Annotated in this window: 10 protein-coding genes and 1 pseudogene; 8 read left to right on the top strand and 3 right to left on the bottom strand. The window is 63.4% G+C overall.

Annotation, left to right across the window (positions count from 1 at the left end; all coding sequences use genetic code 11):
* The first annotated feature begins 293 nt into the window (after positions 1–293).
* The 5 genes and pseudogenes from E1294_RS30790 to E1294_RS30770 all read left to right on the top strand — a co-directional run bounded on the left by E1294_RS30790 (position 294) and on the right by E1294_RS30770 (position 2,965).
* The gene (locus E1294_RS30790; protein ID WP_132514216.1) at positions 294–515 is read left to right on the top strand and encodes a hypothetical protein; all 222 of its coding nucleotides are present in this window, start codon (positions 294–296) and stop codon (positions 513–515) included.
* Between the two features lies 1 nt (position 516).
* Positions 517–1,131: a tyrosine-type recombinase/integrase gene (locus E1294_RS30785; protein ID WP_132514214.1), complete on the top strand. Its 615-nt coding sequence runs from the start codon at positions 517–519 to the stop codon at positions 1,129–1,131.
* An 836-nt stretch (positions 1,132–1,967) separates the two neighbouring features.
* A pseudogene (locus E1294_RS30780) lies at positions 1,968–2,150 on the top strand (transposase); the annotation flags it as partial.
* A 267-nt stretch (positions 2,151–2,417) separates the two neighbouring features.
* Positions 2,418–2,654, top strand: a complete 237-nt coding sequence (locus E1294_RS30775; RefSeq protein ID WP_132514212.1) for a hypothetical protein — start codon at positions 2,418–2,420, stop codon at positions 2,652–2,654.
* The gene (locus E1294_RS30770) at positions 2,651–2,965 is read left to right on the top strand and encodes a hypothetical protein (protein ID WP_132514210.1); all 315 of its coding nucleotides are present in this window, start codon (positions 2,651–2,653) and stop codon (positions 2,963–2,965) included. Before E1294_RS30775 ends, E1294_RS30770 begins: the two co-directional genes overlap by 4 nt.
* A gap of 633 nt (positions 2,966–3,598) precedes the next feature.
* Here E1294_RS30770 and E1294_RS30765 read toward each other — a convergent pair.
* Positions 3,599–4,156 (bottom strand): transposase domain-containing protein, encoded by a 558-nt coding sequence (locus E1294_RS30765; protein ID WP_281284537.1) that lies wholly within the window; start codon positions 4,154–4,156, stop codon positions 3,599–3,601.
* 479 nt (positions 4,157–4,635) lie between these two features.
* Here E1294_RS30765 and E1294_RS30760 point away from each other — a divergent pair, with 479 nt between their 5' ends.
* From E1294_RS30760 to E1294_RS30750, 3 genes are all read left to right on the top strand, one after another.
* Positions 4,636–5,997 (top strand): lanthionine synthetase C family protein, encoded by a 1,362-nt coding sequence (locus tag E1294_RS30760; protein WP_132514206.1) that lies wholly within the window; start codon positions 4,636–4,638, stop codon positions 5,995–5,997.
* Positions 5,998–5,999: 2 nt separating this feature from the next.
* The gene (locus tag E1294_RS30755) at positions 6,000–9,245 is read left to right on the top strand and encodes a lantibiotic dehydratase (RefSeq protein ID WP_281284536.1); all 3,246 of its coding nucleotides are present in this window, start codon (positions 6,000–6,002) and stop codon (positions 9,243–9,245) included.
* A 369-nt stretch (positions 9,246–9,614) separates the two neighbouring features.
* On the top strand, positions 9,615–11,555 hold the full coding sequence (locus tag E1294_RS30750; RefSeq protein WP_132514202.1) for an ABC transporter ATP-binding protein: 1,941 nt from the start codon (positions 9,615–9,617) through the stop codon (positions 11,553–11,555).
* Between the two features lie 17 nt (positions 11,556–11,572).
* Here E1294_RS30750 and E1294_RS30745 read toward each other — a convergent pair whose 3' ends face one another.
* Both E1294_RS30745 and E1294_RS30740 read right to left on the bottom strand, forming a co-directional pair.
* On the bottom strand, positions 11,573–12,877 hold the full coding sequence (locus E1294_RS30745) for a cytochrome P450 (RefSeq protein ID WP_132514200.1): 1,305 nt from the start codon (positions 12,875–12,877) through the stop codon (positions 11,573–11,575).
* 577 nt (positions 12,878–13,454) lie between these two features.
* Positions 13,455–14,033 carry an IS5 family transposase gene (locus E1294_RS30740; protein ID WP_165977559.1) on the bottom strand — a complete coding sequence of 193 codons (579 nt, stop codon included), beginning with the start codon at positions 14,031–14,033 and terminating at the stop codon, positions 13,455–13,457.
* Between the last annotated feature and the right edge of the window lie 413 nt (positions 14,034–14,446).

The following is a 14,446-nucleotide window of genomic DNA, read 5'->3' as shown; positions in this document are numbered from 1 at the left end:
CTTCGACCTGGCTGACACCATCATCATCGTCCGTAACCTCATCCGCCGCGCATGGATCACTCACCGCTGGGAGACACGTCCCCCTCGACCCCGATGATCCTCACCAATCCGCGCGACCTCTAAGGCTGAATTATCCGCTGAGAGTGGCGAGAATCTCAGCGGATAACGACGCCGCCGGGCCAGTGGAGGCCGGGGCCGAAACTCAGCGGATAATAGGGAGCGGTCATCGATGACGGATCCAGACCGGCGCCGGACCGGGCAGCCCGAGGTGGACGCGCTCCTGGACCAGACCGATGCCGCGCATCAAGCTGCTGCGCGCCCTGATGGGATTGGAGGTACGGGAGGACCCGAATGGCGCCGGCCAACACACCGGTCGGCTCATTCTGCCGCGAGGGTTCGACGCCACGCGCATCACCGAGCTGATCATTCCGGCGGCCGACGATGGCTGGAGCGGCCACCGCGACGCGGGCATCCTACCCACCGGACACGCGCTGACCGCCAGCGTGGAGCGGTGAAGTGAGCGCCCATCCCCGCAACGTCATCCTGCTCCGACCGGCAGGGGACGTCGGCCAAGCCGCCCGCGAGGCCTTGACCGCGGTGCACCGTCACCTCGATCGATGCAAGCTCAAGCTGTCGGCGAACACGGTCAAGGCCTACAAGCGGCAGGCCGCCGCCTACGTGAGGTGGCTGGCCGGCCCCGGCCGAGCACGAGGACGCCTTCGCCGACGTCGTCGGCGCCGAGGCCGCGGTCACCGCCTGGCGCCGGAGCCGGATGAACGGCCGGGCCGCGCCCAACACCATCACCCAGGGGATCGCCGCACTCGAAACCGCATTTCCGCCTGGCTCGACATCCGCGGCCGCCAACCCGGCCCGCTGTGGACTGGCCAGCGCGGAGCCCTGACCATCTCCGGGATCGTCCAGGTCGTGGCGGCCGTCGGCGCCGACGCCAAGCTCCCCGGCCTCCGCCCCCATCGGCTCCGCCATACCTACGCCACCCGGCTGCGCGAAGGCGGTGCCGACGTCGCTCAAGTCCAGGCCCTCCTCGGCCACGCCTCCCTCGACACCTCGCCTCGGTATTTCCGCGCCGGCACAGCCGAGCAAGCTGCCGTCGTCGACCGCGTCCTCGACTAGCACTTCACGTAATTCTCTCGGCCTCCCCGCAGCGGGGATCAAAAGAACCGTGGAACGCGAGACCTCACAGGTCAGACCTTAATCCGTTGAATTTCCGCCGTTTGCTACGTACGGAGACCCCGACGCTGGCGGGCGTGTTGAGCGACTCGGGTGAGGTGGGCGTCGTCGGGCCGGGGGTCCGTACGGTCCCTGGCTGGGCACACTCTCGGGCCGTTCGGTGGGTTCATGTGGGACAGCGACTCAAGCGACCGACAGTGGGAGTTGTGACGCCGATCTGACACCGATCCGACGCTGGCGGGCGTGTTGAGCGACTCGGGTGAGGTGGGCGTCATCGGGCCTGGGGTCCGTACGGTCCCTGGCTGGGCACACTCTCGGGTCGTTCGGTGGGTTCATGTGGGACAGCGACTCAAGCGACCGACAGTGGGAGTTGTGACGCCGATCTGACACCGATCCGACGCTGTGAGAGTGGGGTGTCCCGGGTTGAGTAGAGGTGGATCACCGGATTCTTGTGCCACTTGATGAGAGGAGAGTGGCATGGGACGACGGTCAACCCACCGGAGTTCGGCACATGTACTCGCCCTGCTGGAGGCCGGCCGTATGGCCACCGACCTGCTCGTGTTGGACATCAGCGCCCAGACGAAGTCATTGCGGTGATGGTCGGCGAAGCCATCCCGGTCGAGGTCGCCGCTCACCGGCCTGCTGCGGGCGGTCGATCTGCGCCGGGTGCTGTCGAGGTCAGCGGGCAGCGACCCACCGGTAGCCGGTCGCGGGGCTGTCCGCATCCAGCCCTCCTGCGCGTCCCCGTAGTTCGTGCACCACCGTCTGGGGGTTGAGCCATGCGCCGGCGCCGCTACCCGTCCGACACCACCGCCGCCGAATGGGCGCTCCTCGAGCCGTTGCTGCCCACACCGGCCTGCCGCCCCAAACGCGGCGGCCGTCCCGAAGCCCATTCCCGCCGGGAGATCGTGGACGCGATCCGCTACATCGTCGACAACGGCTGCACGTGGCGCGCCCTTCCTGTCGGAGGGCTCGACAGGCTCGATCAGGTGCTGCTGCATCAGCGCCCGCAGCGCATTTGGTGGTTCCTGCGTGACGTGACCGAGGAAGAACTGGAGCAGATGGAGCAGTACCGGCAGATGTAGGCTCACGGCCCCGCCCTCCCCTGCCGGGCAATGGGCAGGTCTGCGCTACCCGGCGATTCCCGGTAATAAAAGCTCGATGAGTTTCCCAGCGTCACTAATAGCCGCGCTAGTAGTGTGGCCACCATGCAAGCTACCATCACGAGTATGGCTACGACTAAGAACGGTTCCTACAGCCTGAGCGACATCGCCCACGCCTTCATCGAGGCCGGCGCCGAGAACGACCGGCTGAGCAAGTCGGCCTGGGTCGAGAAGGCCGTCATCTACTACGCCATCGCCACGGGCGCGCCGGCCGAGACGGACGAGGCGTTCGCCGAAGCGCTCGCCGACGAGCACGAAGCCGCCGCAGCTGACGACGAATTCCGGGAGCGGGGCGCCGCGTGATCCCGCTCACCTCGGGCGGGATCTATCTCTACAGCCCGAAGGGCATCGACCGCGAACGGCTAATGCTCGTCACCTCCGCGGCCGCCGTGCTGGAGTCCCGCCGCCGGTTCATCATCGGCCTGACGGTCATGTCCTCCCACGACGGGGACACGCTGACGGTGCCGATCACCGTGAACGGCGCCCGCCGCTACGTCAACTGCACCCAGCCCATGCGACTGATCCGCGACTGGTTCCTGGAGCACCACGACACAGTCTCCCACCAGGAACTGGAGGCCGTGCGGGCCTACCGCCGCCTCTCAGAGGACCTTTAACGACCGCGAGGCGCTGGGAGCGTCCAGGAGCGACCTGTGTCGCTCCTGGACCCGGCCCCCCATTCAGAACCCCGAGTCCGTCCGCCAGCGTTCGCTACAGAGAGATCATTAGCGAAGATCGCGAGACGGTCGGCATGGCCGTAGGCCCAGGCGCTTACCGGAAGGTAAGGCCGCTTCTAAGGGACACTGTGTCCCTCTCCGACACGGGGTCACGCCCGCGTAGCGTGGCCTCGTTCTCGTTTAAGCGGAGGGCCTCCGAACTCGCCATTACAACATCGGAGATGATCTGGTCTAGCGTTGATCATGACGAAGGGGCCCAGGCCGTTGGCGCGGCCGAGCCCCACGTCACAGTCAATGCCGACCTCCGGGAAGGAGGCCCGACATGCTGAACGCCTGTACTTTGCAACTCCAGGCCATCTACGCGCGTGGGGTGCCACAACGACGGCACAGCCTTCCGGGGGCGGCGCAACCCCTAGTAGTGGAGAACCATTGCTGCACCTCGTGTCGCCTGAGCAGGCGCCGAACCCTCCTGAGCCCACACCTTGCTGACCGGCCCGAACACCACCGCCTATAGAAACGCCCTCCCGGCGGCCGCAACCATGTCAGCCCAGCTCAGAACCTTGATTTGCATCTCTAGCCCACTGAACTACGCGGAACATGGGCCGCACACAGCAGATGCGCACCACTGCGTCGGGCCTCGTTCCAGGCGGGGAAGCTGTAAAAGCCGCGGTCAGCGGTCAGCAGCATCTCCTCGGTCAACCGCTGATAGAGGGAGAAGGCGAGGGTCTGCTCGCCGGCCCAGCAGCCCGCCACGTTGGCGGCCACGATGGCGTGGCTCGCGCACTCGCTGATGGCCACCACCCGGGCCTGCGGAAAGACGGTCTCGTACCCGCCCGCGCTGTCGCGGCCGAACTCGGCGGCGTTCGCCTCGGTGTCGGGAAGCTCCACGACGAACCCGTCGATCGCCATCACCCGCCGGCCGTGCAGCCACGCGCCCGGCGTCGACTCGGTCGCCGCAGGCCGGGGGACCTGCTGGAACACCTCCTTGACCGGCTCAGATCCCAGCTGCTGACGGGCTTGGTTGATCGCCCCGCCGGTCGGCGCCTGCCAGTGCGCCCCTGGCACCAGGGCCAGCACGCCCGCCAGCTTCTTGGCGACCTCCTCGTAGTCGTCGTCCGGGTGGAGGCACAGCGCAATACGACCACGTGCGCGGGCAGCTTACGAATGCGACGCTCCCGGCATCCTTGCGTGGCTATGGCCGCGTCCAGGACCTGCGAGGGATCAGCGATGTCAGCGCGCCGACCGCAATCGAATCCGTCAACCGCCCCGAACCACCCGCCGGGTCACCCGACAAGATCACCGGGCGAGGCTACCAGCAAGATCGCTACCTAAACGGCATTGGGACCGGACTCACCCTCGATACCCCAGCAGAACCATGACCGACCCTACGGATTCAACCTGTGTACTCTTACTCCGCTACCTGGCGGCTGGGGACACCGTCCGCGTCCGACAAGCCGTAAACGTCCGAAAAATGTCCGAGTATTGTCCTGTACTCCAGCTCTGGTCGCGATTAGGCTACAAACATGCAATCGTCGGCTAATCTACTCGTCACGTACTGGCTTTTATCTCGCAAAGAAAATCGAACAACCTGGCCGACGGTTAGGTAAATTATGTCCGATGCTGATTTGTTGCCAGAAGAGTTGAGTGCACGATGCCTCTCGACGGCCCGAACTATTATGACGCGTCTCACCGACAAGGCCAGAATCGATGAGGCCGTCGTGGTGGCGCGCCGCGAAACGGATCTCGACATCTGGTCGGATGGGGTATCGATATACGGTGGCGCCACAGGCATGGCGATGGCGTTCTCTCATGGATCGCGCGTATTCCGGCAGGACGCCGCCGAATGGCGAATGCACGCCGGGAGTTGGCTACGCCATGCGGTAGCCACTACACAACACACGCCGATCGACGCGATAGGACTGTCGAATGGCATCGCTGGACTGGCGATGGTCATCAGTCATCTGGCCGCCGACGACAGCCGATATGTACACACTCTCGATTCTCTTCGGGACAAGCTCGTCCAACAGGTAAACGGCCTGACGAAGTGGCCGGTCGGCGAACTCTATTGGGGTCGCTACGATGTCATATCCGGACGTTCTGGAATACTCGGCTGTCTCCTTTCGGAAATAGACAAGTATCCTACTGCGCGGCAATGTGTGCAGGCTCTTGTGGATGACCTCCTCGACCTGTGTTCGATAGGGAACAGGGATCCCTGGCAGGGCTGGCGTATTCCTCGCGACAAGTACCCGCCCCGGGATCGGTCTCCTGACCGTTATCTCTACGGCTACGTCGATCTCGGACTGGCACACGGGATACCTGGCCCGATGGCGGCGTTGAGCCACGCATGGACAGCTGGACATCGTGATCAGCGGGTCGAGTGCGCGATACGAGTATTGGCCACCATGTTGATCGAAGTTGCGCAGGAGGACCAATGGGGGCTGGTCTGGCCGCGTTTCATGCCTTTCGACGATTCGGGAGCCATCGCCCCGCAGAAGGCGCCTATCGCGGGAGCTGCCTACTGTTACGGCGGCCCGGGGATCTGCTCTGCGTTGCTCGATGCGGCTGAGGCGCTCGAGGATTCGTCCCTGCGAATCGTCGCCGTGAAAGGGGTCGAGGCGATGCTCCTACGCGTTCAGGACGGGGGTATGCCGCTGTCCCCCGGCCTGTGTCACGGGATAGCCGGATTGCTTCTGATCTGCCGCAAGTTTGCGTTACGCACCGACTCCGAGGCGGTGAGGGCTGGAGTTGTCATGCTTGCTGAGGAGCTCCTGCGCTGGTGTGATCTTCGCTCGCCGTTTGTCGCGAGAGACTACCGACCCTTCCAAGTCGTGGGCACGGCAGTCGGCGGGCAACGCGGGCTATTTCATGACAGTCCGGGTCTCTTGGAGGGGGCCGCAGGTGTGGCACTTGCCCTGATGTCGGTCGCGTCGCCCGTAGACCCGCAGTGGGCCCGGGCCCTACTGGTCGAGTGATCATGGTAGAGCCGAACAACAAGAGACAACCCGACACAGGGCCAGGCAGCGGGTCGCTATACGTAGCGGCGGACTTCTTCGTGCTGCGAGCTCCAATCCTGCCTGCCGATACGCTGGATGCCCTCGCAGAAGGTAGCGACTCGCTTCCTACTGAGACATCCGAGGCATGGCTAGCGAACCGGCGTGCAGAAGGACGCCGCAGATTGCGGCCTCTCACGCAATCCCTTCGGGTCCGGCAGGCGATTCACGTAGCGAGCCCCAGCGTCAGCGCCTCCCTGCGAGAAATGGGACGCGAAGTCGCCGATGGGGCCCGACCAGGCTCAGCTTTTCTGCGCTACTTGACGCGCATGTCAACGCGTGCCACACCACATGGCTTGTTCGCCGGGGTCGCGCAGGGGACCTTCGCCTCCGAGGCGAAGGCGGCGCTAGAGGAAGATCCAGTCAAGCTGACGCGCACGCGGCCCGACATGGGCTGGCTGCGCGCGGTGATGCGGGAGATCGAAGCCGAGGAGGAGTCACGTGAGCTGCTGCCCGTGTGTGTGAACGACCTCGCGTATGAGGCCGGCGGACGTCTGATCCTCTTCCGGCCCGACAGTACACCTGGTCACGCTGGAGACAGAGCGGAGATCAGGTTGACCCGGGCGGTCGTGGTCGCGCTGAGATTGGCCGCTCGCAACCTTACATACGGACAGTTGCTGGCCGGCGTCGCCGCCGAATTCCCCAAGGTAAGCAGGCAGAAGATCAGGAATCTGATCGACCAACTGTGGGACTCAGGCGTGATCTTGTGTGCTTTGCAACCTCGACGAACCTCTCCTCGGCCGGACCAATCTCTTGTAGAGCAGCTCGACAAACACAGCGTCAGATCGGAAGCCGTGAAGGGGCTGGCCGACGTGAGCAGACTCCTCGCCGAGGTCGATGCTCGCCCGGGTGCTGTGGATACCGCAGTACTCGACAAGCTGGTCGCGTCCCAGCGCGCCTTGACACCAGGGCACGTGGGCCAGACCTACCGTCTGGACACGGCGCTCGCCGCCGAGGTCGAACTCCCACAGGACATTGCAACGGAGGCGGCAGCGGCGGCGGAGATACTGATGAGGCTCGGTTGTGTGTCACCACGCCCCGTCCACATCGTGAACTACCATCACAGGTTCGTCGAAGCCTACGGCATGGACTCCGAACTCCCACTGCTCGACGTGCTGCGATCTGAGACCGGCATCGGACCACCCAGCACCTATGAACTGCCGCCGCGCCACCTACCGCTGCCATGGTCGCATGAGGACACGACGATGTCGGCCAAGCGGGATCGCGCCTTGACAGAACTGGTTGCCCACTCATCCCGGCATGAACTCACCGAGGTGGAGTTGACTGACGACTGGTTCGCTGGTCTCACTGTATGGAGTCCCGATGACCCTCGATGTGCGCCCAGAACGTCTCTCGACCTGTACCTCCATATCGCCGCCCACAGCGTTGATGCAATCAACGACGGTCAGTGGAGAATCGTTCTGGGTACGTTCGGCTACAACGGCGGGCTGCACAGCGTCGGCAGGTTCTTCGACCTACTCGACGACAGCATCATCCCAAAAATGCGCTCACATCTACGGGAAGAAGAGCGCCTGCAGCCGGACGCCATGTTCGCCGAACTCAACTATGCGGCGCCTGACTGGTTTGGTTTCAACGTCTCGATTCATCCTGATGTACGTAAGTACGAGGTTTCGGTAAACGCGCCACCCAACCTAGCACCGGATCGCCAGATCTCCCTCGAAGACATCCTGCTCGGGGCAAACTCCACCAATTTCTACCTGCGTTCGGCAAGCCGCGGGAAACGGCTCGTCGTGAGTCAGGCGCATGCACTGTCTTCTATGTTCGCGCCAAACGAATGCCGTGCCTTGCTGGAGTTTTCCGGAGATGGATTCACAGCCACGACCAGATTTGACTGGGGGGTGCTGAGCGACGCGCCAGCCCTCCCTCGGCTCACAAGAGGCAGAATTGTCGTTAGTCCGGCACGCTGGACAATTTCGAAGAGGACTTTCGCAAGCTCTTATGCCTCGCTGGACGAGTTCTTCCATGCGTGTCAAGAATGGCGGGTCCGATGGCGGGTCCCACGTCATGTCTATCTCACCGACTTCGACAACCGCCTCCTGCTGGACCTCGAACATCCGCTCGGCGTGGACGAATTACTTCGTGTAGTCAGACGCTGTGAACGGCAAGCATGGCAGCGCAATCTCACTGTTGATGAGATGCTCCCAGATGCGGACGGGCTCTGGCTTCGGGACCGTGCGGGACGTCGCTATCACTCCGAACTCACGGTGCCATTACGGCTTGGCGAACCACACAAGGACCTGTCCGATGATCGCAGCAGACTACCGGAGTCGTCACAAGGCGTGACGCGCCGCTGGATGCCAGGAGGCGAATGGGTTCACCTCAAGCTGTACTCAGCTCTGGAACTACACGACGCCATCATCGGCGGACCACTCCTGTCCCTCCTGTCCGAACTTAAGGGCACGGGGTTGGCCGAGCAATGGTTCTATATTCGCTACGCCGACCCGCTCGCGCACTTACGGCTGCGATTTCGGGTTGCCGCTGCGGACCGTGCCGGCGAACTCCTGCTGCACTGCGCCGCCTGGGGCCGCCGACTGGTCGAGGAGAAGTGGGCCAACGATCTGACATTCGCGAGCTACGACCGAGAGGTGGAAAGGTACGGCGGTTCACATGCCATCGAATCCTTGGAGAACGTCTTCTTCCGCAACAGCGAGGTCTCCGCCGAGTTGGTACGACTTGCCCACACACGGCCCAGCGAGTTCGACATGGAAATCCTGTGTGTCGCGGCTATGCAGAATCTCCTTGACGCCTGGGGAAGGCCGCCGTCGTCCGACCGCAGATCGGCGCAGGCGCTATCACGGCTGTCGGATGCGAACAGGAAGCGGTTCCGGCAACTCCGGCCGTTGCTATGCGAAGTATTGGCGCCAGGTGAATCTCGTCCAGATCCACGTTCGGCTGCCTATAAGACGGAACTGGGCCCGATCTTTTCTTTGCAGTACCCAGAAGTCCAGATGGCCGCTAAATCGGTGCGACGCCTCGCGGAATGTGGCCTGCTCGCCGGGAGTGAGGATCGTATCGTCGAGAGCCTGATCCACATGCAGGCTAATCGACTTCTGGGAGCCGATGGAGAGCGAGAGCGCAATTGCTTCGGTCTCTGGGGAATGGCGCAGCGAGCCATCCGCGGCCGTCCAGCGAAGCGGAGTCAACCGTGAAACGGAGCGCGAGCAAACTCCAACAAAGAGGATCCGAACAACCTCATAAAGAAAACTACAGGAGAGGCGGCAGAGTGAGCACGCAATCACCAGTTTCGACACTGACCGATGAAGACATCTTCGACCTGGACATTCGAATCTCCGCGATCACCAGCAACATCGATATCACCGCTGGCGTGACCGGCTATGTCACCTGCTGCAACGGCCCCACTAAATCCCAATCTACGTGCGGTTGCGCTCCGGGAGAGACAGTAAGCGTCAGATGCGTTAGCAGCCCTTGTTTCGGCTGCTGAATTACGCAAGTCGCTGGCTCTGGACGCTGGTCGTCCAGAGCCAGCGCGTCGTTGCGCGTGGCGTGGAGGCGAGCGGATGAAGCGCACGAACCGGAGGGCACAAGCCACCACAGGCGATGAGCAAAAGTCAGCGTCGGAGAAGGAACTTTTCGGCGGTCGGCTGCTGTATCGGACCACCGAAGCCCACGATGCCTGGTTCAAACTCGGAGTCGTCCGGTCACTCGCGGCCCTACCGCTGCTTCTCCGTCTTGCGGTCGGCCTTGCATGGGAGGCCGACCGCAAGGCAGTCGTCGCAGTGGTAGCGGCCGAGCTTGGTGGCAGTATCGCCCGCGTGATCGGATTACTGGCCCTCAACGCGGCATTGACGGCACTACTCGCCGGGGGCGAGATGCCCGAGCGGCTCCGGGCTATGGTGCCGGCGGTGACGCTGGTGGTGATCGCATCCGCCGCCGCAGCGCTTAGCAACGCAGTATCCACCAGATTCAGCGGGCCGCTCGGCCCACGGGTGGAACGGCTCGTTCGTCAGAAATACCTGGAGCGCTCCTGCCGCGTGGAGATGGCCGCCATCGAGAATCACGATTTCCATCGGTTGCTCGAGAGCGCACGGTTTGGCGCTAGTTCCGCCAGTCGCATGATGGACCAATCCGTCCTCGTGCTCACGTCATTGTTATCCCTCATCGCGATGACCGGTGTACTTATCCATCTGCATTGGCTGCTGTCGGTGATGCTGGTGGTGATGGTTCTCCCCAGCGCATGGGCTGGGCTGACCACGGCTCGGCATCGCTACGAGTCCTACCAACGGTGGTTGCAGCACGACCGGGCCGCCGACCTGCTGTGTGATCTCCTTACCGACGCCGACGCCGCCGCTGAGATCCGCGTCCACGACGTTGGCCCCTTCCTCCTTGGTCATCACGCCTCTCTAGCGAAGGTCGCAGAGGCCGAACAAGACCGTCTGGCCAGAGTGAGTGCCAAACTACAGCTGACCGCAGCCGCCCTGACCGGATTGATGACAGTCGCCATCTGCGCCGTGCTGGCAGGTCTCTTATGGACCTCGGCACTCGCCCTGGCCGGCCTAGGCACCGCTGTGATCGCCATCCGACAGGGGGCCGGCACTCTCACCGGCCTGGTCAGCCAGGTCAATCTGCTGTACCGCGAATCCCTCCATGTGGCCGACCTGCGCCGATTGCTGCGAGAGTCAGCAAACCACCTGATCCCTGTCGGTGGTCACCGCCTGCCCGCCCCGGTATCTGAGATCCGACTGGAGAACATCACGTTCACCTACCCCGAGGTAGGTCAGAGCGGCCCGGCATTGCAAGACGTCAGCCTGGTCATCCCCACCGGTCAGATCGTCGCCCTAGTGGGGGAGAACGGCAGCGGCAAGTCCACTCTCGCCAAGCTCCTGTGCGGCCTCTACCTGCCCGATAGTGGCAGGATCGTCTGGGACGGGGTGGATGCCGCAGGAGCAGACCGAGCGCACCTCTTTAGGCGCTTCGGCCTGGTTCAGCAGGACCACGTGCGCTGGCCGCTCACAGCTCGAACCAACGTCATCATCTCACGCAGCGATATGCCAGTCAGCGAATCCCGACTGGCAGCGGCAGCAGAACGCGCTGGGGCCGACTTCATCAAGGACCTGCCGCATGGCTGGCAGACTTTGCTTACCCGCACGTTTCGGCGCGGTGTTCAGCTCTCCGGCGGTCAATGGCAACGGCTCGGCATCGCGCGAGCCCACTACCGCGACGCCGACATCCTCATTGTCGATGAACCCACCGCGGCTCTTGACGCCAAGGCTGAAGAACGCGTCTTCGAACAAATCCGCGCGCTGGCCGATTCCGGCCAGACCATCCTGTTGATCACTCATCGGATGTCCTCCGTCAGGCATGCGGACCTCATCCATGTCCTACATGAGGGCCGCCTCATCGAGAGCGGCAATCCAGAGCAACTTCTTGCTGATCCCACGGGTCATTATCGTGCGCTCTACGAAATTCAGGCCTCCCGCTATCGCGTGCCGATTACCTGAATCTCGGGGCCGAGTGTTCACCGGCGTGGCCGGAAGCGAGCCTTGAGCCCACGAGGCGTCAACAGAGCCCCAGGCACCTCCCGTGCCGCAGCGGAGTTGAGCACTTCGATGTCGTAGGCATCAGCGAGCCATGCGATCGCGAGGGTCAAGTGAGTGATGCTGAGCTGGTTGCCGAAGCAGTGGCGCGGCCCGGCCCCGAATGGAATATACGCGCGCCCAGCATACGGACGATCTTGTCCCAGCCAGCGTTCCGGCCGGAACTCATCCGGGTTGTCCCACCATCTGGGGTCTCGGTGGAGGTGATAGGCGCTAAACATGACCTGCTCGCCTCGGTGGAGGTCGAAACCGGACAGTGTGGTGTCCCTGTGGACCCACCGCCCCATGAGCCATGTCGGCGGGTAGACACGTAGCAACTCGTTGAGATAGGCCGTGGTGTAGGGAAGGTCCGAGGCCTCAAAGGATCGGCCGCGGCGTACCTCTCGGACGACTATTCCCTCAGCGCGGACCTTTTCCAGATGATCGGGGCGGAGTGCGAGCTGCCGAACCGCCCAAGCTACAGCCGCGCCTGGCTGCGAAGCACGAAGAACGACGTCCAGGAGCCGCACGACGACCGCGGTATCGAGAAAAGGGCCGTGGCATGCTACGAGTACGTCGAGGAGGTCAAGCGCCGGCCGATCAACGGGCAGGGCGAGCCGAGCCGCCACGTGACGTTCGAGGAGCGACATCGCCTGGCGTCTCGTCTTCTTGACCTGCAGGACAATTGGTAGCGGGAGCCAACTCGGCAAGCTAAGCGAACTGTTCATGAGTCGAAGGTTCGCGTTCGCGCTGGCGTCGTAGGCCTCGGCGATGCTGGTGACGTTCTCGCCCCTGCCTCCCAGGCATTGGTCGGCGAGTGCGAACGTGAAGAACTTCTTCATTGTTGGCAGAACCTCGACGGGCCGACCGCTGAAGCCGCGGATCAAGGTGTCTAGGACGTCGAGGAAGTCTGCGCCGCGTGTGGCGCAGACCGACCTGCTGACCCCTCTCCAACCCTTCCTGCGGGCGGCCATGATGGACTCGGTGATCCGTTCCTGCCCGTCACGTGTTGTCCGGATGCCCGAGAAAAGCCCTCCCTCGGTTCGGAAGTCGGTGTTAGTTCGTAAGAACACGTGGTGTATGAGTTCCGGGTGAGACACGACAACGGTGCTCGTGCTGAATCGGAACACGTCGCCAACTATTCGCTGACGTCGCGCGATGAACCCGAGCCGGTCGCACTCATAGTCGTATGTATCATCGGCGAGCAGGCGCTGGACCGAACCGGGCATTCCTTTCGGCGCAGCCATCCGCCGTTCCGCCCTTTCAATCGATCGCCGGATGGGCAGATCGGCTGAGCGCAGGAGCTTCCCGCGCTCAGCCGACCGCTTCTCGAAAGCCTAGTCAGCCGTGCCAGGAGTAACGACCACCCATCTTGCTCTTATTCAACCGCAGCATCGTGGCCACCCGGTAGGCAAGCTTCCTCGCCATAACCGCCTCCTTTCGTCATACTTGTGAAATAGTTTAGCTCATATAACTAATTTTGGTAGGACATCGATAGGACATTAATGGGACATCTGCCCTTGCGGGCAACAACCGGGGCCCGCATCCAAGATCGTGGTGCATGAGAATGAAGCCACTCTTCGATCTGGTGCTATTTAAGCAGCAATGCCCGTCTATTGACGTTTTCTCGCCGAAATCGATTCGAATACTAGGGATTTCCAGACAGGAACAGACACGTTCGGGCAGACATCCAGCTCCCGCCGCATCGAACCGGGCATGCGGTTCTCCCGCACCCGGCTCACCGACGCCGTTCACCGGCGGCATTCGGCCTGTCCCGCCAGGGCTTGCCCGCCCTGGGTGCAACGGTGATTCCATACAAGCTGATCAGCCCGAGGTCCGGCGGGCGGGGGTCGAGCAGTACCTGCCAGCCGAACGCCATCCGGCGAAGCCCTGGTCGGCGAAGACGTACCGGATCGGGGTGGTCAGGTAGGCCCCCAGCAGGGCGGTCTTGGCGCCGTCGCGGTCCTGCCAACTGGCCGCCAGCACTGTGACGGTGATGAGCAGGCCGGCGGTGTCGGTGATGATGAACCGCTTGCGACCGTTGACCTTCTTGCCTGCGTCGTAGCCGCGGCTGTCGCGGCCGGCGGTGTCGGCGCCCTTGACGCGTTGCGAGTCGATGATTCCCGCTGACGGCTCGTCCTGGCGACCAGCTTGGCGGCGGGCCTTGATGCGAAGCTCGGCCAGCAGTGCTTCGGTTACGCCAGCTTGTTCCCACTGCTGGAAGTACCAGTACACCGTATGCCAGGGCGGCAGGTCGGTGGGCAGGTACCGCCACGGGCAGCCCGAGCGCACCACGTACAGGATCGCGTTGACGGTCACGCGGCGCGGATGCTTCTCCGGACGCCCGCCGGTGTTCGGCTGGGGCAGAAGCGGCTCGATCAGCTCCCACTGCGTGTTGGTCAAGTCCGAAGGGTAGCGATTCGGGGGCGCCCGGCCATCCCGACGGTATCCACACCGTATCCATACCGTCCGTCGCGCCGCCACACCGAACACGAATGATCTTCTCAAACACGCGCTCAGCAGCCCTTCCAGGCAGGCACGTGCCCGTAACCGCGGCCCGAAGAACGGTGCCAGCAGTTGGGATAACAACTCGTCCAGAGCATCGTCCCAACACACTGGTCCGGCCCGAGCTACCGTGGACGATACGGCCATCGTCTGGTCACCTTGGAGCTTCACAACCCCATGGTCTCGGCGATGGCCGTCTCACGTTCGGGACTTCGACCAGCCCGAACCTCGAAGTGCGGCTGGAGTATTAGTAGCCGATGAAGTACCACTCGCCGGGAACAAAGGAGAAACAGCGGCTGGTTAGACCTGGA

The organism is Nonomuraea diastatica (assembly GCF_004349015.1).
GTDB lineage: Bacteria > Actinomycetota > Actinomycetes > Streptosporangiales > Streptosporangiaceae > Nonomuraea > Nonomuraea diastatica.
This window is presented reverse-complemented; position numbering and strand designations above follow the sequence as displayed.